The sequence below is a fragment of the Erysipelatoclostridium sp. An173 genome, assembly GCF_002160495.1.
In the GTDB taxonomy this organism is placed as follows: domain Bacteria; phylum Bacillota_I; class Bacilli_A; order Erysipelotrichales; family Coprobacillaceae; genus Thomasclavelia; species Thomasclavelia merdavium.
Genome location: NZ_NFKR01000029.1, coordinates 1 through 22,126, shown reverse-complemented (window position 1 = coordinate 22,126; position 22,126 = coordinate 1). Strand labels below are relative to the sequence as shown.

Below are 22,126 nucleotides of genomic sequence, written 5' to 3'. Positions count from 1 at the left end.
TAAATTTTTATCTTGTCAATAAAAACTTTATAATTTTAAAGCTAATTTAGTAGCCTCATAAATAGCCTTTTTAGCATCTCCAGCTTTTAAAGCATCACCTATGACATATACATTGCCTAAATCTTTGATATCTTGATATAATTCATCATTTGGTTTAGAACCAAATGCTAAAACAATAGCATCAAAACCAGTTAAAGTTTTTTCATTTCCATCTTGTTGATAAACAATTCCATCAGAATTAATTTTTAAAACCTTACTATTTAATAAAATATTAATTCCTAATTGTTTTACATGTTCTAATAAATTTTGACGTGGTCTTTTGGGTGCTAATGGTGCTGCTTTATCTAACATATCAACAACAGTTACTTGATTACCATATTCACCAATTAATTCTGCAGTTTCCACACCAACTAATCCAGCACCTAAAACTAATACTTTTTGATCTTTAAATACTTGTTTAAATGATAAAATATCATTAGCTTTATAAACATTTGAATTATCAATACCACTAATTCTTGGAATAATTGGCAATGATCCTGTTGCTACAATAATTTCATTAAAATTTTCAGTAGCTAATAATTCTTTTGTAGCGGTTGTTTGATATTTTACAGTAACATTATATTTTTGACAGAACGCTAAATAAGTTGAAATTGTTTTCGCTAAATCCTGCTTCATTACTGGAACAGATGCTAAACGATATTGACCACCAGCAGTTGCTTCTTTTTCATATACAGTAACTTGATGACCTTTTTTACCTAAAATCCAGGCTGCTTGTAAACCAGCAGGTCCTCCACCAATAATGGCAATCTTTTTAGCTTGTTTTGCCTTTTCAATTTTCCAAACATTTTCTTTACCACTAAAAGGATTAATCATACATGAAGTACCAAAACCATCTTCAAATGATGTTGTATATAAGCATCTTTGCATACAACCAGTACAAGTTAAAATTTCATTAATTTGACCATTTTTAACTTTATTAGGGAAATGCGGATCACAAATAGATTGGCGACCTAAAGCAACAAAATCCATCGCTTTTCTTTTAATAGCACTTAAAGCTAAAGTAGCATCATTAATTCGACCCACACCGATAACAGGAATATTAATGGCATCTTTTACTTTTTTTACATTATCAATATTAAAGCCATTTTTCACATAATAAGATTGAATAGCTGTTCCATAAGAAATATGAATAGCATCAGCTCCAGCTTGTTCAAATAACATTGCCTGAGCTACTGCATCTTCAATATCATTACCACCATAATATCCTTCTGCACCACTTGTTCTAACTACAACTGGGTAATCATTTCCACAGGCTTTTTTAATTTCTGCAATAATTTCACAAACAATTCGAGCTCGATTAGTAATATTACCTCCATAACGATCAACTCGTTTATTAACTCCTTTTGATAAAAACTGAGCTAATAAATATCCATGAGCCCCATGAATTTCGACTCCATCAAAACCAGCTTTTTTAGCTCGCAATGCACTTACAACAAACTTATCAATGATAACAGAAATTTCTTCAGTTGTTAATTCATGAATAGTATTTGGTTTAGAAACATCAGGAATGTTGCTAGCACCAACGACTGGTAACTTAGTAGTTCCTTTTCCTTGTAAGCGTCCTGAATGTTGTAATTGAGCAAAAATATAACTACCATTTTCGTGTACTCTTTGTGTTAATTTAGTTAACATTGGTATAAAACAATCATCATAAATACCGGCTTGAGTTTTTTCGGCTAATCCTTCTTCACTTACACATAAAAATTCAGTTGTAATTAACCCAAAACCACCTAATGCTCTTTCACCATAGTAATTTAAAGCTTGATTTGTAAATTGATGATTTTCATCAGTATAATGACTATCCATCGCTGGAACAACTAATCGATTTTTAATTTCTAATTTTCCAATTTTCATTGGTTCAAATAATGCACTATAATTTTTATCCATAAATACTCCCTTCTTTTAAGATGTATTTTAACGATATTTACAATAAATACAATCAATTTAAAAAAGTCGCAACAGTGCTTTATTTAAAGACTTTTTAAGTAGCAAAATAATAAAGCAGCGTTTCACTTTCTATGTTATAATGTTTAAAATTGGAGGTATTGTATGTTATTAGAACAGCGAATTAAAAATTTAAAACATATGTCATTATCTCAGCAAATTATTGGGGATTTTATTTTAGAGAAAAGATACCAAATCAAAGAAATGTCAACTAGAGATATTGCTAAAATGACTTATACATCATCGGCAACTGTCGTTCGTTTTGCTAAAAAATTAGGTTATGAAGGATTTAATGATTTAAAAAATGATTATTTAAATGAACTATATTATATTGATACCCATTTTAATCATGTAGACGCCAATTTTCCTTTTAATAAAAATAATTCTTTAACTGAAATTGCTGGTAAAATTAATAATTTATACAAAGAAACAATTGATGATTCTTTATCACTAATCGATTTTGACCAATTACAAAAAGCTATTGAAATAATGCAAGCTTCTGCTACGATTCATATTTTTGGTCTTGGAAGTTCGTTACTTTTTGGTAAACGTTTTAAATATCAAATGACTAGAATTAAAAAAAGAGTTGAAATTGAAACATTAGCAGGTGAATATGGCTTTAATATCAATCTTGTTTATCAAGATGATTGTGCCATTATAATTTCCTATTCTGGAGAATCAATCACAGTTATTAATCACGCTAAATTATTAAAAGAAAAAAAGATTCCTATCATTGCTATTACTAGTTTAGGCGATAATCATCTTAAAGAATATGCTGATATTATCTTGCATATTACTACTAGAGAAAAACAGTATTCTAAAATTGGTAATTTTTCTAGTGAATATTCCATTCAGTATCTTTTAGATTTACTATATACTGGATTCTTTGCTTTAAATTATGATCAAAATCTTGATAATAAAATCCAGCTTTCTAAAACAATTGAAAAATGCCGTCATCCTCAATCAAATATTATTAAAGAAGATTAAAAAAGTAGATATAAAATTTTTCTTATATCTACTTCTTTTGTAATAACAGTTCTTTTTCTAGTTTCAAAAAAACAATCGCACTCATTAAAAATGGATAAAAATAAGTTGTAATTCGATAAACAATTAAAGCCGAAGTTGCTTTAGCTATTCCTAAATATGGGGTAAATACTAATAAAAAGGAAACTTCTGGTGGACCCAGTCCGGCAACATTAGGTAAAACACCAGTAATTAATAGCATAATCGATGCTAAAATCTGAATTTGTGAAAATGATAAATCATGAATATTAACTACATAAAAACAATATAAAGGAATTGTATATGTCCAGAATAATTTAAAAAAATTAGTAATAATTACTTTTAAACATATCTTTTTATTTTTTAAAACTATTTTAGATTCTTGATAAAGAGCCTTTAGATTATCTTGCCAATCTAATTTCTTCTTTTGCCACTTTTCATTATCAGGCAATTTATTAATTAACCATAATAATAAATCCTGTATTTTTTGCCAGCTACAAATTAATATCAATCCAATAATAATTAATAAATATACAAAGTAGCCTACAAAAATATAACGCATAATATTATTGTTAGCACTAACAAGCCAATTAAAATTAAAAGCAATTAAAACACTAGCATAAACAAAAACTGAAAATTTATGAAAGATACTATCTAATATAATTAATCCAATCCCTTTGCCTGCTTTTATCCCTCGTTTATATAAATAATAACTTTGCAAAGGAATTGTACCAGCTGATGAAGTAGTGATATTACTAAAAGTACCAAGTAGTGTCATCTCAACCGACTGACGATATTTAAAAGATGGTGATTGTGATTTTATTAAAACAAAATTACCTAAGGCTTCTAATAATTGATAGATTGTACCAACAACTATTATTGTCAAGAAATCAAAAACAGATATATTTTTCAAGTAATTTAGGACATCATTAAAATCCTGACGAAACACAACATATATAAAGAAAATAACTGCTAAAATAGTTATTAAAAAAATTATTATTTTTTTCTTAATTTTAATCATCACCTTTCAGCTAGCAAAAAAATTTTAGATATGTTAGAATTGATATATTAATGAAAGGATTTGAAATGATGAACCGAACCGAACTAGTAATCGCTAAAGCGTTTTGGCAACTATTAGAAGAAAAGCCTTATAGTAAAATCACTGTTAAAAATATTGTCGAGCGTTGTGAAATCAATCGTAACACTTTTTATTATCATTTTCATGATATTCCTGATTTATTAGATAGAATATTGAAAAGAAATGCTAATGATATTATTAATAAATCCAATCATTTTGATAATCTTATTGATTGCTTTACTCCTATTGTAGAGGATTGTAATAAAAGAAAAAAAGCAATTTTAAATGTTTATCATTCAATTCAAAGAGAAGTATTTGTCGAACACTTAAATAAGATTGCTTTATATATAAGTGAACAATACACAGAACTCTTAACTAAAGATATTAATATTTTAGATCAGGATAAAAAGCTGCTTATCCGTTTTAATAAATGCGTTATCGTCGGAATCATTCTTGACTGGTTAGATAGTGATGCTAATTATGATTTAATTACATCTTTTACTAGAATTTATCAGATTCTAGAAGCCAATAATAAAAAGTTATTTTACTAATCTATTCTTTAATGAATAACTCTAACATCTTATCTTCATTTTAACATAATAATAAAATTATCGTCTAGTTTTTACCATCTTAGCAAAAAGGCTGAACGTTTAAAAAATTAAACGTTTAGCCTTATCTTATTTATTCCAGATTTTATCGGCTACAACCTGCCAGTTTTTAGCATACTGATCACATTTACTACATAGATGATCAACTGATTCTGGTGATTGTAAATCAGTAGAATGAGCATTAGTCTTAGCAACCATTGCTCTTAATTTTTCGGGATTTTCTAACATTGGACATGGTCTAAGCATATTTTCATTAAATGGCTGATTATCATGATATGCCATCATCATTGGCGATTTTAACGCATCTAATAATGATTTTTCACGAATGTTAGAATCTGAATAATGAACGAATACACATGGGTCAATATCACCATTAGCATTTATATGCAAATAGCGTCGTCCCCCGGCAATACAACCACCAACATATTCAGCATCATTTTGGAAATCTAATGCAAATAATGGTTTGGTACTACGATAATGACGAATTCTTTGATATGTAGCATCACGTTGACTTGGGGTTGGTAATAAATCAATTGAAGCATCATTTCCAACTGGCATATAATGGAAATACCAAATAAAATATACTCCTAAGTCAATTAAAGAATCATAAAATTCTTCAGATGTTATTGATTCAAAATTGGCACTAGTATAACAAGCAGAAATACCGTAAACTAATTTCTTTTCTTTTAATAACTTAATAACTTTAATAACCTGTTGGTAAACACCTTGTCCTCGACGATCATCTGTTGCTGTTTCAAAACCTTCTAGTGAAATCGCTGGAACAAAATTACCAACTTCAAGCATTTCATCTGCAAACTCTTCATCAATTAAAGTTGCATTTGTAAAACATAAAAAGACACAGTCATCATGTTTTTTACATAAACGGATCAAATCTTTTTTTCTAACTAAAGGTTCTCCTCCAGTATAAATATACATATAAACCCCTAATTCTTTACCTTGGTTAATAATATCATCAATTTCATCATAGGTTAAATTAAGTTTATTTCCATATTCAGCTGCCCAGCAACCTGTACAATGTAAATTACAAGCACTAGTTGGGTCTAATAAAATTGCCCAAGGTATATTGCAATTATATTTTTTGCGATTTTCTTCTTGAATTGGCCAGCCAACCATAGCTGCATTGATGAAAAAATTAACAGCTAACGTTTTAACAACATTACTATCTACATCATTAATTATTCGACGAATAAATGAATAATACGGATGCTGAGGATTAGTGATAGCTTCACGGATTATTTTTCGTTGTGATTCAAATTCATTAGGACTAAACTTATCTGCCCAATCTATTACTCTAACTAAATTTTTATCAGGATCACGATATACATAATCAAATATTTTTTCCAAACCTAATTTTTGTATTGATGTTTTTACACTCATATAAATACCTCCATTTAATAACTGTGTTTTAGTTTGACAGTATTTTTTATTACATAATGATTCATCATCCCTTCAAAAATCAACGCTAAACTTATGATTAATTGTTGCAATATTTGTTGTTTAAATGGTTCGATTATTAGTAATACTGCTATAATTCCGGCAGCAATAGCTAGTAATAAAATTACATACCAGGTTTCTAAACCAAATTTTTTAGCAACTTGTGCCATATGAATTTTAAGTAAACTATCTAACAGAATTAATAATCCCATTCCTTTAGATAAATAATTGTAAATACTTGATTGCCATATTAATACAATAATGCCAACTATAATTAATAATAATCCACTAGCTAGATCATATTGAAACGCTAAACTATATAAATCATCACAATAATATCCAATGATCTTAACAATTCCATAAAATATCAATATTATACTGCTTAAATTACAAACACTTAATGAAGCTTTGAAAGGATGAATTAAATTAATAATTCCTAGACTATAAAAAATAGCTGCTATTAAATAATATCCCGTTTTAGCTATTTGAATCTGTTTCACATCACTCCCTCCTTTTGATATTTATTTTATTTTCTTAAAAATTATTTTTAAATAGACAATAATATTGCATATGTCTAATTTTTAGGCATTTGATTAATTTTGTCTAAACACTTTGATTAAATAAGCCTAATTTTTAGACAATATCGATAATTTGACTATTTTATCATGAAACATAATGGTTACAATAAATATTGTAAGGAGGGCCTTATGAAGAAACATGATTCAATAAAATGGACTATTTATCCGTATCTATTTGTTTTTATATGTCTACTTATAAGTGAAATTTTTAGATTTTTTACTCATAGACAGTCAAGGAGGTAAGGTATTATGTATTGGGAATTTGATTTTATTAATGAGTTTAAAGAGAATTGGAATCGAAGAATTAAAAAAATTAAAACTTTGTATTTAATTTTAAGTACTATTATGATCATTGCTGGTTGTGCTTGTATTTTCTTTCCGATTCAGACTTTTAGTATCGTCAAATTTATTGTCGCAATTGTTCTTATTGGTTTTGGTATTTATTCGATTGTTAATTATTGTATTAGTACTAGCTTTTTTAAAGATCCTTTTGCAATTGTTCATGGTATTATTAATATTTTATTTGGAATTTTAATAATTGAAACACCTTCAATTATTACAGCATTTTCATTAACGTTTATGTTTGCTTTAATCTTATTATTCTATGGAACTGAAAAAATTGCTTTTTTACAAAAATTAAAGTATTTCAATATTACTAATACTGGTGCTTATACATTTAGTGGGGTAATAAATATTATCTTAGCAATTATATTCTTTATTTTGCCATTGACTTCAACAATTGCTATTAACTATATCATTGCTTTCTATTTAATTGTTGATGGTATTACTCTTTTTATCGAAGCAATAAATATGAAAAAAATAAATTAAAAAAAACTGTATTTACAGCTTTTTAATACACTAAGGCAGTGAATGTAAATGTTACTAATTTCCATTCGTCGCCTTTTTTACTATAAACTTCAGTTACTGCAAAATGATGGGTAGTTGGTTTACCATCTAATAATAATCCATAATTACAATCAGTAATTACTACAGCGGTATCCCCAAAGAAATCAGCATTTTGACTATTAATTACTAATTCAGTTGGTTTGAAAGTTCCATCAGTATAAAACTTAATTTCACGATCTAATTTACAAGTAATTCCAATATGAACAAAATTACAGTTTTCATCAGTAACTGCTCGCATTCCTTGTTCATCAGAATTTTCCATAGCTTCCCAGAATTTTTTGATACTTTTAATACTTCATTTTCCATTATTATCAACTCCTTTTACAATTTTATTGTATTAAAAGAAATCCCAAAAGTACAATATTAGTTTATCATGGAGCTATAACTTAGATGCATAATGATAATATATTTTATTTTTCAAGCAATAATGTTACAACAACATCACCTTTTCCAAGTAAGTCTTGTAATTGATTATCAGATATATTTTCAATCGTTCCAAGTCGTGTAAAATTCCAGGTATTAGGTCGGTAATAAATTACAAACATATGTCCTAAATATAAAATTAAATCACCACTTTTAGTAGTAGTATGCTTATCATCTGTCGGTAAACTAAAACCTAAATCACCTACTTTTTCCATCTTAGCATAATCATTCATTGCTATTGTAATTGGTCCATTTTTTAATCGTTCTATTAAAGACCTTGTTGCTTCGTTATCAACTAATGAAACTTTTAAATCGACATTTCCAATTTGAATAATCATATTAAACACCTCTTTTTCATCTACTATAATTTAATATCTTAATTATTATAGAAAACTATGTCCAATACTCATTAATTATTGCTTGGTATACTTTTAAGGTATTTCAGTTCTTTTATCTATTTTACAGTATATAAAAAGAAAATGCGGCTTTATCATTTTCCACATTTTCTTTATTATTAACTTTAATTTCGTAATCTTTCAATAATACTTAAATTACCTGATAATTTATGATACCAATATAATGGGACAATAATACAAATTATCATAATTATAACAATCGCTATTATTAATGGTAAAACTGGAATTGTAAATGGAGCACCCATATAATTTAACATTTGAAAAGCAATATAAGTTATTATTGTACCAACTGTTGCAGTAATAACTATTGAACCTAATCCATATAATATTCCTTCTTTGATCAATAAATTTCTTATCTGTTTTCTAGTCATCCCAATACTCTCCATAATTGAATACGATAACTGACGACTTTGAATACAACTAGCCATAGTATTAGCGTAATTCAAACTACCAACTAATAATAACAGTAATGAAATAACAATACCAATTACCATCATTTCTTCTTGCGAAGCTTGAATTTCTTTCATAGCTTCTAATTTTGATTCATATGCAATATCATTAGTATCTTGCTTGTCTTCGATACAAGCAAGAATTTGCTTTTCAACCGTTTCATCATAAGATTCATCATACTTAATAGTTAAACTCTTGATATAATAATCAGCTGAAATTTGCTCTAAGTAATTTTGACTAACAATAATATTAGCACCAATATTTCTAGATCCACCATAATAACTTTCATAGCTAACTGCCTTGATTGGTATTTGTTTAGTAGTACCATCAGGTGCTAAAAAAGAAACTTTACTATCCAGACAACTTTCAGGAATCTCAAATTGAGAATATTGAATAATACAAAACTTTCCTTTATTAAAATCTTCTTTATCAACTGGGGTAGCTAATAACTGATTTAAATGATCAAATTCCACCTCATCAATCCCCTTCAACATTCCATAATACATAGCTGGATTAGCCTGGTACTGACTAACTAGATCAGGATATGATAAATATGGCTGTGATGTAACATAACCTTTAAACCATTGTTCACTAAAACCATTAGCTTCATAAGGGATAACAATCGGTAATGATGATAAAACATGAACTTCTTTTACTCCGTCGATTTTTTTAATTTGTTTTACTAAATTATTATCAATTATTGGTTTAATGGAGTTAATGTCTTCGGTTGTTTCACTTTGATTATAGATGACAAAATCACTATCTAAATAATTAGGTAAAACAGTTCGTTTCGCTTGGCTATTTATTATCGTAGTTAAACAATAAAACACTGATAAACTAGTTGCCAATGAAAAAAGAATTATTACTGTTCTTTTTTTATTATTTTTTAATTGATAGATAGCCATATGCCAAAAGAAATTTTTCTTTTTAATTTGATGTGACTTATTATTAATATTTAAATTATCTTGATATTTAACTGCTTCAATCGGACTTATTGTACCTAAAAGTTTTAGTGGCTTTTTCATGCCAAAACCAATAGAAAGAACACTAAATAAAATACTAATAATCATAACTAGAGGATAAAAATTGATTTCAATATTTCCTTTTACAATTCCTAAAGTTTCCATTATTTTTGGCAATATAATAATCGACACCCCAATTCCACTTAATATACCAATTATAATTGCCAGTAATGCTAACAAAGCTATTTGATACTTCATCAAACGTATTAGCTGTTTTTTAGTCATTCCTAATGTCTGTAATAAACCATAATAATGAACTTTTTCATAAATAGATAAGTAAAGAATATTATAAATTAGTAAATAAGCACTCAAACCAACTATCAGTCCTAAGCCTAATGTTCCAAGCAAGATCTTAAATGAATTTTCTGCTAGACTTGTAGTCTGGAATACTTGTCGATCATTTAAATCCAAACCGGTTTCGACTTCTTGAATAATCTTATTTGTAAAATAGTTTTGCTGGTATTTAATATGCAAGATTCCATCAGAATTTAATGAATACCCTGAGTTATTATAAAAATCCTTAGAAACATAAAATATCGACTTATCACCAAAGCCATCCCAAATACCACTTATGACAAACTCTTTTTCATAAATTCCAGTATTAACTTCATAAGTAAGAGTAAGCGAATCACCAACATCTAATGTTTCATTACCACATTTTTTTAAACCTTCTCTAGTCACCATTAACTCATTTTCTTTTTGAGGATAATGCCCTTTTAACATTGTTCTAGCTGGGGCACTTTGCTTTTGCCAAAAAACATCATCACACCATAATAATCCAACATCAACGGTATCATCAAAGTTACTACTTTTTATATAACCACTATATGTTTGAATTCCTACACTTTGAACCTTTTCATTATTATCTAAATATTCTTTTTGTTTGGAATCAAAACCATTTATTACCACTGAATCATAATCAGCACCATTAAAGCGAATATTTTGAAGTCGACTTAAATCTAAATAAGTTATTCCAATGGTAAAAATCGAAAAAATCAAAAATGATGATAGAATAATCGTGAAAAACAAAATCCCATATTTTTTACGATTATTACGTAACGATTTTTTAGCTAAAGTTTTGATAATTGCATTATTATTATTTTTAAGCATTATCATCACTTCCTTGAACAATTTTACCATCTTCAATTTGAATGATTCGATTGGCTAATTGAGCAATATCATAATCATGAGTAATAATTACAATTGTTTGCTGGTATTGTTTAGCTAATATTTTTAATAGCAGCATTACTTCATGACTAGTAGTTGTATCTAAATTACCAGTTAGTTCATCAGCTAAAATAATGGCCGGTTTAGTTGCTAATGCTCTAGCTATCGCTACACGCTGTTGTTGACCTCCAGATAACATACTTGGTAAGGCTTCTTTTTTATCTGCAATTTTTAAGGTTGTTAAAATTGTTTCAATAAATTCATCATCAATATGTCTGCCATCTAATTGTAAGGGGAAGACAACATTTTCGTAAACATTTAAATCCGGTATTAAATTATATTGTTGAAAAACAAAACCAACTTTTCTTCTTCTAAATATTGCTAGTTGTTCATGATTTAACTTACTTAAATCCTCACCATCAATAATTACTTTACCACTGCTAGGAATATCTAATCCCCCTAACATATGCAACAATGTACTTTTGCCACTACCTGATTTTCCAATAATAGCAACAAACTCACGTTTTCCAATCTGTAAATCAACACCATCTAGTGCTTTTACAACATTATTTGCCATCTGATAATATTTCTTCAATGCTTTTGTTTCAATCATTATCTCTTTCATAACCATACCTCCATCTTCAGTATTATTATAAAATTCAAAAATCACAAACCATTCACAAAACAAGAAAATCACAAAACTGTGATTTTCTTATCAATTAGGCAAATAAATCATAAAAGTACTTCCAATTCCAACTTCAGATTGCACCTCAATATAACCACCTTGTAAACTAATGATCTTTCTTGCTAAATACAAGCCAATTCCTACTCCATTTTCATCATGAACCTCCGGTTCACGATAGAATCGCTTAAAAATCATTCCTTGCCTTGCTAGTGGTATTCCTTTACCAGTATCACAAACAGTGATTTTAGTAAAAATATCTTGTTTTTTAACATCGATATAGATGCTGCCACCATTGTTTGTATACTTAACACCATTATCTAAAATATTAAATATTGCCTCACCAGTCCATTTTTTATCATGATTTAAAACAAGATCATCAGGGCAATTAACTTGTAATTTAATTTTCTTTTGATTAGCGTTATTATATATTCCTTGAATAGCTAAAGCTAATGTATTTTCTAATAAAGAAGGCTCTTTATTAATTTTAATTGTTCCGGTTTCCAAACGTGACATTTTAATTAAACTTTGAATTAAAAAATCTAACTTATCAATCTGACTTTCAATATTTTTTAAACACGCTTGCCTTTTTTCTACATCATTTTCACTCATTGATATTTCAAAGTATAGTTTAATATTGGCAATGGGAGTTTTAGTTTGATGGGAAATATCTGATATCAATTCATTTAATTTTTCTTTTTCTTCAATAATTTCATTACTTTTTTGTTCATTAATATTATAAAGTCGATACAACTTTTGGGCTATTTTAGAATATAAATCATCATTATTATCACTATTATCTACTTTTTTACCCGCTATTAATTTATCTAAATTAGCATCTAATTTTACTACCATTGATTCAACATCACGTTTTAAAACATAGTTTTTAATCAATAAAAATATAACCAAAACAAATAAAACAAAAACAAGTATCAATAAACCTATTTCCATATATAACCCATCCCATAAACATTAGTAATATATGAATGATTTTCATCTTCTATTTTTTTCCGTAACCGATTGATATTTACAGCTAAAGCATGTTTATCCATTAACTGGACACCTTCTTGCCAAAGAGCATCTAAAAACATATTATAAGTTAATAATTGACCTTTATTTTCAATAAACTTTTTTAAAATTCGATATTCAGTTGGGGTTATTGAACATACTTTTTGATTAACTTCAACTATCGCTAAATTAAAATCTATTTTCAAAAAATCATCTTGATAACAATTACGATCCTGCTTTTCACGTTTTAACATTATAGCTATCTTTTTTAACAATACCTTCATCGAAAATGGCTTGGTAACATAATCATCACCACCAAATTCATACCCTGTCAAAACATCGGCTTCCAAATCTCTAGCCGAAAGAAACAATACAATACATTTCTTGTTTGCTTTTACCCACTTACAAAAATCAAAACCATTGCCATCAGGTAAATTAACATCTAATATAATCATATCTATTAAATTATTCGTTACTATCGTTTTACCTTGAAAGCATGTATTAGCAGTTAAAACATGATACCCTTCTTTTTTTAAAGCATAGCTTATCCCTTGATTTAGTGCTATATCATCTTCTAAAACTAGAATATTTGCCACTATGATTACCTCTTTCTTTTTTATTGATCAACTTGCCAGTTGTTACAAACATCAACCCATGAATCAGCTTTAGAGATAGTTTCTAATTCTTTAATTGTTAATTCAATAGCACTATGACCATTACCAGCAGCCGGATAGACTTTTTCAAATCGTTTTAAAGATACATCTAAATAAACTTTAACATTTTCTTTAATCGCAAAAGGACAAACGCCTCCTGGTAAATGTCCTATTAATTCTTCAACTTCATTGGCTGGAATCATTTTTGCTTTTTTGCCAAATACACTTTTATATTTTTTGTTATCTATTTTAGCATCACCAGCACATACAATTAATATCGGTCCTTCTTTGGTTTTAAAAGACATTGTTTTAGCAATATGTTCTGGCTTACATCCTAATGCATTAGCCGCTTGTTCTACGGTTGCACTAGAATCTTTTAATTCAATTATTTTAGAGTCCATTTCTATTTCTTCAAAATATTTTTTTACATTTTCAAATGACATTTTAAACACTCCTTTTAACCTATACTTGTTATTTTATTGTAAAAAAAACGATATATCCATAGATATATCGCCAAATTTATATTTTTTATCTTTTTTTAGGTTTAATCATCATAAATAGAGGTACTCCTAATAATACAGCACCACCAATAATATTTCCAGCAGTTGAAATTAACATATGTAATGGTACTAATGACCAGTCATAACTTGTTCCTAAAGCTGTAATTCCAAGAGTAAAGTTACCCATATTAGCAATACTATGTTCAAATCCTGGTAAAACAAAGGCCATAACAACAAGCATCATGATTATTGTTTTAGCAGTATCATCTTGCATCTTCATTCCTACATAGGCACCAACACAAACAATAAAATTACATAAAACACCTTTAATAAATAATTGACCAGCTGAAAATGCTAATTTACCATCAACAACTGTTGTAATATACTCAGTTAATAATTCTTGATTACTACCACTTTTTACAAACAAGAAACAAATTAAAGCAATTCCTACAAAATTACCGATATAACAGATTATCCACATTGGAATAATTTGTCTAAACTTTAATTTCTTTCCATAAACAGGTATCATTGTTGTAAAACAATTTCCAGTAAATAATTCTGAACCTAAAATTACAATAATTACTAAACCGATTCCAAAAGATGCAGCAACAGCAATTTTAGAAGCGATATAGTGATCTTTAAATAATAACGTACCCAATGTTGTTGATAAAATTGTAGCCAATCCTAAATACAAACCAGCAACAATTGATCGCGCAAAAAAGCGTCCTTTTTCATCACGACACATTTCATATTTCTTGATCCCTAAATCTGATAACATTTCAAAACTCATCTTAGAACCTCCAAATTGGTTTTATTATAAACTATAATTCTTTTAAGTTCAACAAAATACATGACGTTTTACTAACATATAATCCTTAATTTAAATTTCTTTCCAGAAAATGAAAAAGCGCTTTCTATAAATAAAACAGTGATAAAATTTTAATACATTATCTGGAGGGTTAGAAATGTTTAAAAAGGGCAGTTATCTTTATTATGCTTTAGGAAATGGAATGTTTTATTTTTCCTGGGCGATGTTTTCATGTATCATCTCAGTTTATTTAGCTGGTATTAATTGTTCAGCAACCGAAATTTCATTAATTACATCGGCAGCCGCTTTATTTGCCATGGTTACTCAACCAGTTACTGGTTTTTTAGCTGATAAGTTTAGAAGTCCTAAAAAAGTAGCTATGGTTACTGGCGTTTTAACGATTATCTTTGGTCTTTTATTTGCGTATACAAAATCATTTATTTTTCTATTTTTATTAAACGGTTTTACACAAGGATGTTTAAATGGTATTACTGCTTTAACTGACCGTTTAGCGACAGCTGCACCATATCCATTTGGAACAATTAGAGTCTGGGGTTCACTACTATATGCAATTGCAGCACAAATTAGTGGAATCGTTTATGATTATGTTTCACCTCTTGCAAACTTTTATATTTTTGCAGCAGGTTTAGTTATTATGATTTTTTCTTTCTATATGATGCATGATGCTAAACCTATTGTTATCAATAAAACTAAAAAAGTAACTACTAAAGAAGTCATTACTCATTTATGGCATAATAAATCTTTTAAGATCTTTTTACTAATTTTTATTTTATTTCAAGGTCCAAGTTCAGCTCAAAGCGTTTATTTACCATTAGTAATTAAAGGCTTAGGTGGTACTACTACAATCGTTGGAACAACACTACTACTAAGTACCTTATCAGAAATACCAGCTGTATTATTTTCTGATCGTTATATGAAAAAAGTTTCTTATAAAACACTAATGATATTTGCTTGTGTCTTATCAATCATTCGCTTTGCCTGGTATGCAACTTGTCCTAGTCCTTATTTGATTATGTCAGTATTTTTCTTTCAAGGTTTAACAACAATTATTTTTATATTAGTATCTGTTAGAATTGTTTTAGATTTAGTTGAAGAAGAATATGTAAATAGTGCTTATGGTATTTCATCAATGCTTGCAAAAGGTTTTTCAGCACTAATATTCCAATTTGTTGCTGGGAGAATTTTAGACGTTTTCCCGGGAAATACTGGTTATACTATCATGTATCTGCTTTTTGCAACATCAATTACCCTAGCTTTAATTTTATGTTTTAAATTTAAATTCAAACGAAGTCCACAAAAATAATCAGATTATTAACTGATTATTTTTTCTTTGCTTGTTTATCATTATTTATCAGTGTAAAATATAGACATTGGAGGAGATATAATGAAAGATGGATATATCCGTGTAGCTGCTGGTTCTTTTGATACTAGCATTGCTAATGTTACAAACAACAGTAAAAATATTATTAAGCTAATCGATCAAGCTTATCAAAATCAGACAAAAGTTTTAGTATTACCAGAATTATGTTTAACTGGATATACTTGTGAAGATCTGTTTAATCAAGAAAGATTATTAAACGAAGCTAAAAAACAATTGCAAATTATCATTGATTATACAGCTAATAAAGACATTGTAGTTATAATTGGTCTTCCTTATCAACATTTAAATAGTCTTTATAATGTTGCCGCTATTATTCACCAGGGTGAACTATTAGCATTAGTACCAAAAACTCATATTCCTAATTATCAAGAATTTTATGAAGCGCGTCGTTTTGAAAAAGCACCAGAAAAAAATATTACGACTAATTTCAATGGTAAAACAATTCCATTTGGAACTAAGTTTATCTTTGCATCTACAACTAATCCTGATTTTAAATTTGGGGTAGAAATTTGTGAAGATTTATGGATGCCTGATGCTCCAAGTATTAATTTAGCGTTAAATGGTGCTAATATGATTTTTAATCCATCAGCTAGTAATGAAATTACTACTAAAAGTGACTATCGACGTTCATTAGTTAGTTTACAATCGGCTAAACTAGTATGTGGTTATGTTTACTGTAATGCTGGTGATGGTGAAAGTACAACCGATGTTGTTTTCAGTGGTCATCATATAATTGCAGAAAATGGAACAATTATTAATGAAAGTCAAGGATTTACAAGTGAAATGATCTATGGTGATTTAGATCTTAAAAAATTATCAAGTGAACGTCGTAAAATGACTACGTTTAAATCATTACATGATTATGATGTAATATACTTTGACTCTACTGATGTTGATTTGGATACAAATTATTACTACGATCCACATCCTTTTGTTCCTAGTGATTCAAACTTACGAGCTAAACGCTGTAAAGAAGTTTTTGATATTCAAACTAGAGCTTTAATGCAAAGATTAAAAGCAACCGGAATCAAAAAAGTTGTTATTGGAATTTCCGGTGGTTTGGATTCGACACTAGCTTTATTAGTTTGTACAATGGCCTTTAAGCAATTAAATTATGATAGCAAAGATATTATTGCTATTACAATGCCATGCTTTGGAACTACTTCTAGAACTAAAAATAATGCTTTAGGTTTAATGGAAGAGTTAAATGTAACAAGTTTAGAAATTGACATTGCCGATTCAGTAAGAGTTCAATTTAGAGATATTGAACAAGATGAAAATGTCCATGATGTTACTTATGAAAATGTTCAAGCTCGTACTAGAACAGAAATTTTAATGAATAAAGCTAATCAAGTTGGTGGTCTTGTTATCGGAACTGGTGATTTATCAGAAGTGGCTCTAGGCTGGTCAACTTATAATGGTGATCATATGTCAATGTATGCTGTTAATGTTTCTGTTCCAAAAACTTTAGTTCGTTATCTAGTAGATTATGTTGCTAGTCTATATCACGGTCAAAAAATTGAAACTATTTTAAAAGATGTTTTAGATACCCCAGTATCACCAGAATTATTACCTCAAGAAAATGATCAAATCGTTCAAAAGACAGAGGATATTGTTGGTCCATACGAATTACATGACTTCTTTATTTATCATATGGTTCGTTTTGGTGATGAACCACGTAAGTTATTTAGAAAGACACAACTTGCATTTGGTGATAAATACGATAAAGAAACAATAAAGAAATGGTTAACTAAATTCTATTGGCGTTTCTTTACTCAACAATTCAAACGCAGTTGTATTCCTGATGGTCCTAAAGTTGGAACTGTTTCTCTTTCTCCACGAGGAGATTGGCGAATGCCAAGTGACAGTGATGTTCGTGATTGGATTAGAGAAATTGAAAAAATTTAAAAATACTTTGAAGTTAAAAGTAATTGACAGTTATTAATTATCAAGTTATAATAAATACATAAGGTTACTTAGCGGAGAACCCGCAAAAAGAAAGTCGTTTGACTTTCTTTTTTTATGTTTCAGACAAGAAAGTTATATAAATAATTTTTCCACATCGTGCCATAATTGATTTATCAGTACTACCATGCTGAAATTTACTGAAGCGTGGTGATAATATAATGACTAGCGAAGTTCTTTCATTGATATTTTCCTTAATTGGTTATATTACCGATATTATTTCGTTATCTATAAGTATTCTGTATTTTATTTATCAAAAGCCTAATGTATCTGTTGAATTTGAACCACAACCAAACTTTATGTATTTTGACAAACTTCGGGGATATACCTATAACTGTAAACATCAAGCGTTTGGAAAAATAAGATTAATAAATAAATCAGATAAGCCAATTACTGTATCTTCGATCTTGATCTTACAAAGCATTAAGGTAAACAATTTATCGAAATAACAAATTGTGGTCATGTAATAAACAAACCTTTTTATATTGAAAATAAACACCATATAAAAATTTTTATAAATTCTTCTGTACAATTACCGTTACGAATAGAACCGTATGATATTTATGAGGCAACATTGTTTTTTCCTTTTTTTCCTGACGATTATGATGAATCAGAAAAGTGTGCACTTAGAATAATCACTTCAAGAAATACCATCGATAAAAAAATTGTATTTTTCAATTTTTACGATTACTATCTAAAACCTTATAATGGAAAATCAAACAAGATACGATTAAGATTGTCAAAATAATACAAGCTAAAATTATTACCAAAATAATAAGAAAATAAATTATGAAAAAATTTCTTCTACAAAAACACAAAACTTTATTAATAAATGAATAGTGTAGATCATAAAATAATGGTTGTTTGATGTTGTTAATATTCATTTCAAAAAAATCATGGATTAAGTATTTTTCGCTTAGTCCTGTTTTTTTGTCTTTATCCATTACTTTCATCTTCTAATCACTCCTCTATTTGGACCATTTGATATATAGAGCAAATACTGCTACCAAGAATGAGATTACTGAAATATATAGCGGAAAATTTAGAAAAGCAAACATGAAATCAATCATCATATCTTCTACTTTATCCATTATTTTCTTTAACACTTTCATAAAATCCTCCTTTCTATTTGCTATTCTATATTTTGTAGATTAACGTTCAAAAAATAATATTATCTACCGCAATATCTAATATTTTAACTATTTGATCTGCTTGCCCTATTGTAATATCTTGAAGATTTTCTTCCATTTTAGCATAAGTATTTCTATGACAATGGAGTTTATTAGCCATATACTCTTGAGAATAGCCACGCATTCTTCTCCATTCGTCAAGTTTCATTCTTAGAGCCATTGCTTTATTTTCCTCCTTTCATAGCAATATGATTCCCTATAAATTGTAGAACATCAATGACGATATGCGTTTTGTAGATTTTTTTTTATTTTGCTTTATTTATTCTACAAAACATCTTATAATATAGTTATCGAGGGAGGTGAAATTGATGAAAACTCAATTTGGTTCGAATATAAAAAAACTCCGGGAACAACATAATCTAAATCAAGAAGAATTAGGAAATATCGTTGGGGTAAGTGATAAAACTGTATCATCATGGGAAATAAATAGAACAGAACCAAAAATGGGAATAGTTCAAAAATTAGCAGACTATTTTAATGTTTCTACCGATTATCTAATCAAAGGTGATAAATTATTTGATAATACAAATGATTTCGACAATCTATACAAAATAGACAAAATAAAATTGCCTATGCTTGGAACGATAGCATGTGGTGAACCAATTTTTACTGACGAGGATCGTGAATCCTACGTTATGGTTGGAACAGAAATTCGAGCTGATTTTTGTTTGAAATGTCAAGGCGATAGCATGATCAACGCAAGAATTCACGATGGCGATATAGTTTTTATACGTAAACAAGATATCGTAGATAATGGTGAGATTGTAGCCGTCATAATCGATGATGAAGCTACTTTAAAACGTTTCTATTACTATAAAGAGCAGAATATGGTTATTTTGAGACCAGAAAATAGTAAGTATAAAGATATAATATTGACTGGTGAACAACTTGAAAGAGTAAAGGTATTAGGTAAAGCAGTTGCTTTTCAAAGTGATGTAGAATAGGAGGAATGAGAACGATGGGAGAATTAAAAAATGGAATATAATGTTTATTGTGATGAAAGCTGTCATTTACCTAACGATAAAAGTAATGCAATGGTAATTGGTGGAATTTGGATACCTATCGAAAAAAGAAAAGAGATATGCTCACGTATAAAAGAAATTAAAAAAAAATATGGAATAAATAGTGATTATGAAATAAAATGGTCAAAAATATCAAAGCTCAAAAGAGATGTTTGTGTTGATTTAATTAACTACTTCTTTGACGATGATGACTTGAATTTCAGGGCGGTTGTTATAACAAATAAAAATAAACTTCAATTTAAAGATATTTATAATGATTATGATGATTGGTATTATAAAATGTATTTTTTAATGTTAAGCAACATTTTCAGCAATGTTAATCAATATAATGTATATATTGATATCAAAGATACCATATCAAGTGAGAAGATTGCTAAGTTGCATAATATATGTTCAAACAATATTTATGATTTTTATCATCATACAATTAAAAAAATACAACCAATAAGATCAGATGAAGTTGAAATAATGCAATTAGTGGATTTATTAATTGGTGCTTTAACGTATAGTAAAAGAGGATTACATACTAGTGATGTCAAATTAGAAATCATTGATTTGATTAAAAAAAGATCTCGTAATTCATTAGAAAAGAATTCTCCAGTAAGAGAAAATAAATTTAATATTTTATTATGGAGGCCAAAAAGAAGTGGATGATTTCATAACAGATTATAATGATGATAACATTAGAAAAATACTTGATGAAAAAGAGCAATATTTTAAAGATAATATTAAATTACCAAACATATTTATTAATAATATCAACATTGGTTGGAAATCTTATCCTTTAATAGACAATTATGACGGTACGTATTTCCATATTATTTCAAAAAGTTTTATGAACCAGGATATATCGTGCTGCCCAAATAGAGTTATAAAATGTCCTAGAATGTTCAGTTATAATCCCATGATGAGTGATAAATATACAGATCGGCAGAAGCGTGCAATATGTCCTCACAAAATCCAGTGTCTTTATATTTTGAATAACTATTTTTCAAATACTAATTTATTGATTTGGTCTAGATCAGAAAGTACTCCTAAAGGAAAAAGAACTAGAATAAAATTATTAGATAAAGAAAGAAAATATATAGTTATTTTAGAGGTTAAGCCAAATGGTACAATACTGTTTTGGACAGGCTATCCTATAGACTTCGATTATAAGATTAAAAAATTTGAAAAGGAATATGCTAGATATAATTCTACAGGAGGAAAAACTTATATTTGTTCCTACAAACAAAAACAAGGAACGCCTACCTCAAAGTAGACGTTCCCGATCCTCCTTCTACGAACGTAGATGAGCTATAATAAGAAATTCAGTACCGAACTTCATTAATAATTATATCTATTACACTTGTATTATATACGTACTGTTTCAAAAAATCAACACTTTTACGATTTTGCTAATTTCGATAATTCCAAAATATCCACATTTTAACAGATATTAATGACTATTAATAAACAGTAAAAATTATTAAATTTCGGAAAATTAGAAATAATTTAGTTACTAGACTGTCAATATAATAAAAATTTATATTGATTAAAAAAAGCTTCCTCCGCTACCAACAGTGGAAGATCAAGAGCACTGAGAGTTTATAGGATACGTCTATCCATCTCTACAGGCCATTATTGACAGATGTGCTACCAACACATCTGATGTAAAATACAACTCTTATGTTCTTTACGTATAAAAGTCAAGATAATTTGACCAATTTGTTGCAATTAAGTGTTCTCAGTTTTTTTAGGATTTAATTTATCTTTGATTCGATAAGATGGACCTGTGATATTAAATA

Annotated in this window: 23 protein-coding genes; 9 read left to right on the top strand and 14 right to left on the bottom strand. The window is 28.2% G+C overall.

What is annotated here, in order from left to right; all coding sequences use genetic code 11:
• Positions 1 to 27: 27 nt before the first annotated feature.
• Entirely contained in the window at positions 28 to 1,947 is a 1,920-nt protein-coding gene (locus tag B5F09_RS11170; RefSeq protein ID WP_087374213.1) for an NAD(P)/FAD-dependent oxidoreductase, read from the bottom strand.
• Between the two features lie 162 nt (positions 1,948 to 2,109).
• Here B5F09_RS11170 and B5F09_RS11165 point away from each other — a divergent pair, with 162 nt between their 5' ends.
• The gene (locus B5F09_RS11165) at positions 2,110 to 2,991 is read left to right on the top strand and encodes a MurR/RpiR family transcriptional regulator (protein WP_087374211.1); all 882 of its coding nucleotides are present in this window, start codon (positions 2,110 to 2,112) and stop codon (positions 2,989 to 2,991) included.
• 28 nt (positions 2,992 to 3,019) lie between these two features.
• On the opposite strand, the gene B5F09_RS11160 is transcribed toward B5F09_RS11165, so the two are convergent.
• On the bottom strand, positions 3,020 to 4,027 hold the full coding sequence (locus tag B5F09_RS11160) for a flippase-like domain-containing protein (protein ID WP_087374209.1): 1,008 nt from the start codon (positions 4,025 to 4,027) through the stop codon (positions 3,020 to 3,022).
• A 68-nt stretch (positions 4,028 to 4,095) separates the two neighbouring features.
• Between B5F09_RS11160 and B5F09_RS11155 the strand changes: the two genes are divergently transcribed.
• Positions 4,096 to 4,635: a TetR/AcrR family transcriptional regulator C-terminal domain-containing protein gene (locus tag B5F09_RS11155; protein WP_158095842.1), complete on the top strand. Its 540-nt coding sequence runs from the start codon at positions 4,096 to 4,098 to the stop codon at positions 4,633 to 4,635.
• Positions 4,636 to 4,761: 126 nt separating this feature from the next.
• On the opposite strand, the gene B5F09_RS11150 is transcribed toward B5F09_RS11155, so the two are convergent.
• Both B5F09_RS11150 and B5F09_RS11145 read right to left on the bottom strand, forming a co-directional pair.
• The gene (locus B5F09_RS11150) at positions 4,762 to 6,090 is read right to left on the bottom strand and encodes a radical SAM protein (protein ID WP_087374205.1); all 1,329 of its coding nucleotides are present in this window, start codon (positions 6,088 to 6,090) and stop codon (positions 4,762 to 4,764) included.
• Between the two features lie 14 nt (positions 6,091 to 6,104).
• A complete protein-coding gene (locus tag B5F09_RS11145) occupies positions 6,105 to 6,647 on the bottom strand; it encodes a DUF308 domain-containing protein (protein WP_158095841.1) in 543 nt (180 codons plus the stop codon).
• A 327-nt stretch (positions 6,648 to 6,974) separates the two neighbouring features.
• Between B5F09_RS11145 and B5F09_RS11140 the strand changes: the two genes are divergently transcribed.
• Positions 6,975 to 7,553 carry an HdeD family acid-resistance protein gene (locus B5F09_RS11140; RefSeq protein ID WP_087374201.1) on the top strand — a complete coding sequence of 193 codons (579 nt, stop codon included), beginning with the start codon at positions 6,975 to 6,977 and terminating at the stop codon, positions 7,551 to 7,553.
• 22 nt (positions 7,554 to 7,575) lie between these two features.
• Here the strand turns inward: B5F09_RS11140 and B5F09_RS11135 are convergent, their stop codons facing one another.
• The 8 genes from B5F09_RS11135 to B5F09_RS11100 form a co-directional block, all read right to left on the bottom strand.
• A complete protein-coding gene (locus B5F09_RS11135; RefSeq protein WP_255375902.1) occupies positions 7,576 to 7,914 on the bottom strand; it encodes a nuclear transport factor 2 family protein in 339 nt (112 codons plus the stop codon).
• A 127-nt stretch (positions 7,915 to 8,041) separates the two neighbouring features.
• Positions 8,042 to 8,392 (bottom strand): cyclophilin-like fold protein, encoded by a 351-nt coding sequence (locus B5F09_RS11130; RefSeq protein ID WP_087374196.1) that lies wholly within the window; start codon positions 8,390 to 8,392, stop codon positions 8,042 to 8,044.
• 182 nt (positions 8,393 to 8,574) lie between these two features.
• Positions 8,575 to 11,052 (bottom strand): FtsX-like permease family protein, encoded by a 2,478-nt coding sequence (locus tag B5F09_RS11125; protein ID WP_087374193.1) that lies wholly within the window; start codon positions 11,050 to 11,052, stop codon positions 8,575 to 8,577.
• Positions 11,045 to 11,734 (bottom strand): ABC transporter ATP-binding protein, encoded by a 690-nt coding sequence (locus B5F09_RS11120; RefSeq protein WP_087374191.1) that lies wholly within the window; start codon positions 11,732 to 11,734, stop codon positions 11,045 to 11,047. The genes B5F09_RS11125 and B5F09_RS11120 overlap by 8 nt, the downstream gene beginning before the upstream one ends.
• A 90-nt stretch (positions 11,735 to 11,824) precedes the next feature.
• Entirely contained in the window at positions 11,825 to 12,742 is a 918-nt protein-coding gene (locus tag B5F09_RS11115) for a sensor histidine kinase KdpD (protein WP_087374188.1), read from the bottom strand.
• Positions 12,733 to 13,395 (bottom strand): response regulator transcription factor, encoded by a 663-nt coding sequence (locus B5F09_RS11110; protein WP_087374186.1) that lies wholly within the window; start codon positions 13,393 to 13,395, stop codon positions 12,733 to 12,735. Before B5F09_RS11110 ends, B5F09_RS11115 begins: the two co-directional genes overlap by 10 nt.
• 20 nt (positions 13,396 to 13,415) lie before the next feature.
• Positions 13,416 to 13,895: a YbaK/EbsC family protein gene (locus tag B5F09_RS11105; RefSeq protein ID WP_087374184.1), complete on the bottom strand. Its 480-nt coding sequence runs from the start codon at positions 13,893 to 13,895 to the stop codon at positions 13,416 to 13,418.
• An 85-nt stretch (positions 13,896 to 13,980) separates the two neighbouring features.
• Positions 13,981 to 14,742 carry a formate/nitrite transporter family protein gene (locus B5F09_RS11100; protein ID WP_087302080.1) on the bottom strand — a complete coding sequence of 254 codons (762 nt, stop codon included), beginning with the start codon at positions 14,740 to 14,742 and terminating at the stop codon, positions 13,981 to 13,983.
• Between the two features lie 175 nt (positions 14,743 to 14,917).
• On the opposite strand from B5F09_RS11100, the gene B5F09_RS11095 reads away from it, so the two are divergent.
• From B5F09_RS11095 to B5F09_RS11085, 3 genes are all read left to right on the top strand, one after another.
• The gene (locus B5F09_RS11095) at positions 14,918 to 16,084 is read left to right on the top strand and encodes an MFS transporter (RefSeq protein WP_087374182.1); all 1,167 of its coding nucleotides are present in this window, start codon (positions 14,918 to 14,920) and stop codon (positions 16,082 to 16,084) included.
• 81 nt (positions 16,085 to 16,165) lie between these two features.
• Positions 16,166 to 18,070, top strand: coding sequence for an NAD(+) synthase (locus B5F09_RS11090; protein ID WP_087374180.1), 1,905 nt, complete (start codon positions 16,166 to 16,168; stop codon positions 18,068 to 18,070).
• 218 nt (positions 18,071 to 18,288) lie between these two features.
• Positions 18,289 to 18,576, top strand: a complete 288-nt coding sequence (locus B5F09_RS11085) for a hypothetical protein (protein ID WP_087374178.1) — start codon at positions 18,289 to 18,291, stop codon at positions 18,574 to 18,576.
• Positions 18,577 to 19,095: 519 nt separating this feature from the next.
• Here B5F09_RS11085 and B5F09_RS14880 read toward each other — a convergent pair.
• Together B5F09_RS14880 and B5F09_RS11075 are read right to left on the bottom strand one after the other, a co-directional pair.
• Positions 19,096 to 19,239, bottom strand: coding sequence for a hypothetical protein (locus B5F09_RS14880; protein WP_158095840.1), 144 nt, complete (start codon positions 19,237 to 19,239; stop codon positions 19,096 to 19,098).
• A gap of 46 nt (positions 19,240 to 19,285) precedes the next feature.
• Positions 19,286 to 19,477: a helix-turn-helix domain-containing protein gene (locus B5F09_RS11075; protein WP_087374174.1), complete on the bottom strand. Its 192-nt coding sequence runs from the start codon at positions 19,475 to 19,477 to the stop codon at positions 19,286 to 19,288.
• A gap of 148 nt (positions 19,478 to 19,625) precedes the next feature.
• On the opposite strand from B5F09_RS11075, the gene B5F09_RS11070 reads away from it, so the two are divergent.
• From B5F09_RS11070 to B5F09_RS11060, 3 genes are read left to right on the top strand one after another with little or no spacing between them, the layout of a single operon-like run.
• The gene (locus tag B5F09_RS11070; protein WP_087374172.1) at positions 19,626 to 20,261 is read left to right on the top strand and encodes a LexA family transcriptional regulator; all 636 of its coding nucleotides are present in this window, start codon (positions 19,626 to 19,628) and stop codon (positions 20,259 to 20,261) included.
• Between the two features lie 30 nt (positions 20,262 to 20,291).
• Positions 20,292 to 20,993: a DUF3800 domain-containing protein gene (locus tag B5F09_RS11065; protein WP_087374170.1), complete on the top strand. Its 702-nt coding sequence runs from the start codon at positions 20,292 to 20,294 to the stop codon at positions 20,991 to 20,993.
• The gene (locus tag B5F09_RS11060; RefSeq protein ID WP_087374168.1) at positions 20,986 to 21,600 is read left to right on the top strand and encodes a hypothetical protein; all 615 of its coding nucleotides are present in this window, start codon (positions 20,986 to 20,988) and stop codon (positions 21,598 to 21,600) included. The genes B5F09_RS11065 and B5F09_RS11060 overlap by 8 nt, the downstream gene beginning before the upstream one ends.
• Positions 21,601 to 22,126: the final 526 nt, after the last annotated feature.

What these genes read in the sequence shown, in the direction of transcription:
- B5F09_RS11150 (WP_087374205.1), bottom strand. Translation starts at nt 6,090, where the DNA reads ATGAGTGTAAAAACATCAATACAAAAATTAGGTTTGGAAAAAATATTT.
- B5F09_RS11105 (WP_087374184.1), bottom strand. Translation starts at nt 13,895, where the DNA reads ATGTCATTTGAAAATGTAAAAAAATATTTTGAAGAAATAGAAATGGAC.
- B5F09_RS11120 (WP_087374191.1), bottom strand. Translation starts at nt 11,734, where the DNA reads ATGAAAGAGATAATGATTGAAACAAAAGCATTGAAGAAATATTATCAG.
- B5F09_RS11125 (WP_087374193.1), bottom strand. Translation starts at nt 11,052, where the DNA reads ATGCTTAAAAATAATAATAATGCAATTATCAAAACTTTAGCTAAAAAA.
- B5F09_RS11065 (WP_087374170.1), top strand. Translation starts at nt 20,292, where the DNA reads ATGGAATATAATGTTTATTGTGATGAAAGCTGTCATTTACCTAACGAT.
- B5F09_RS11085 (WP_087374178.1), top strand. Translation starts at nt 18,289, where the DNA reads ATGACTAGCGAAGTTCTTTCATTGATATTTTCCTTAATTGGTTATATT.
- B5F09_RS11170 (WP_087374213.1), bottom strand. Translation starts at nt 1,947, where the DNA reads ATGGATAAAAATTATAGTGCATTATTTGAACCAATGAAAATTGGAAAA.
- B5F09_RS11100 (WP_087302080.1), bottom strand. Translation starts at nt 14,742, where the DNA reads ATGAGTTTTGAAATGTTATCAGATTTAGGGATCAAGAAATATGAAATG.
- B5F09_RS11165 (WP_087374211.1), top strand. Translation starts at nt 2,110, where the DNA reads ATGTTATTAGAACAGCGAATTAAAAATTTAAAACATATGTCATTATCT.
- B5F09_RS11160 (WP_087374209.1), bottom strand. Translation starts at nt 4,027, where the DNA reads ATGATTAAAATTAAGAAAAAAATAATAATTTTTTTAATAACTATTTTA.
- B5F09_RS11090 (WP_087374180.1), top strand. Translation starts at nt 16,166, where the DNA reads ATGAAAGATGGATATATCCGTGTAGCTGCTGGTTCTTTTGATACTAGC.
- B5F09_RS11130 (WP_087374196.1), bottom strand. Translation starts at nt 8,392, where the DNA reads ATGATTATTCAAATTGGAAATGTCGATTTAAAAGTTTCATTAGTTGAT.
- B5F09_RS11095 (WP_087374182.1), top strand. Translation starts at nt 14,918, where the DNA reads ATGTTTAAAAAGGGCAGTTATCTTTATTATGCTTTAGGAAATGGAATG.
- B5F09_RS11075 (WP_087374174.1), bottom strand. Translation starts at nt 19,477, where the DNA reads ATGGCTCTAAGAATGAAACTTGACGAATGGAGAAGAATGCGTGGCTAT.
- B5F09_RS14880 (WP_158095840.1), bottom strand. Translation starts at nt 19,239, where the DNA reads ATGAAAGTGTTAAAGAAAATAATGGATAAAGTAGAAGATATGATGATT.
- B5F09_RS11070 (WP_087374172.1), top strand. Translation starts at nt 19,626, where the DNA reads ATGAAAACTCAATTTGGTTCGAATATAAAAAAACTCCGGGAACAACAT.
- B5F09_RS11115 (WP_087374188.1), bottom strand. Translation starts at nt 12,742, where the DNA reads ATGGAAATAGGTTTATTGATACTTGTTTTTGTTTTATTTGTTTTGGTT.
- B5F09_RS11140 (WP_087374201.1), top strand. Translation starts at nt 6,975, where the DNA reads ATGTATTGGGAATTTGATTTTATTAATGAGTTTAAAGAGAATTGGAAT.
- B5F09_RS11155 (WP_158095842.1), top strand. Translation starts at nt 4,096, where the DNA reads ATGAACCGAACCGAACTAGTAATCGCTAAAGCGTTTTGGCAACTATTA.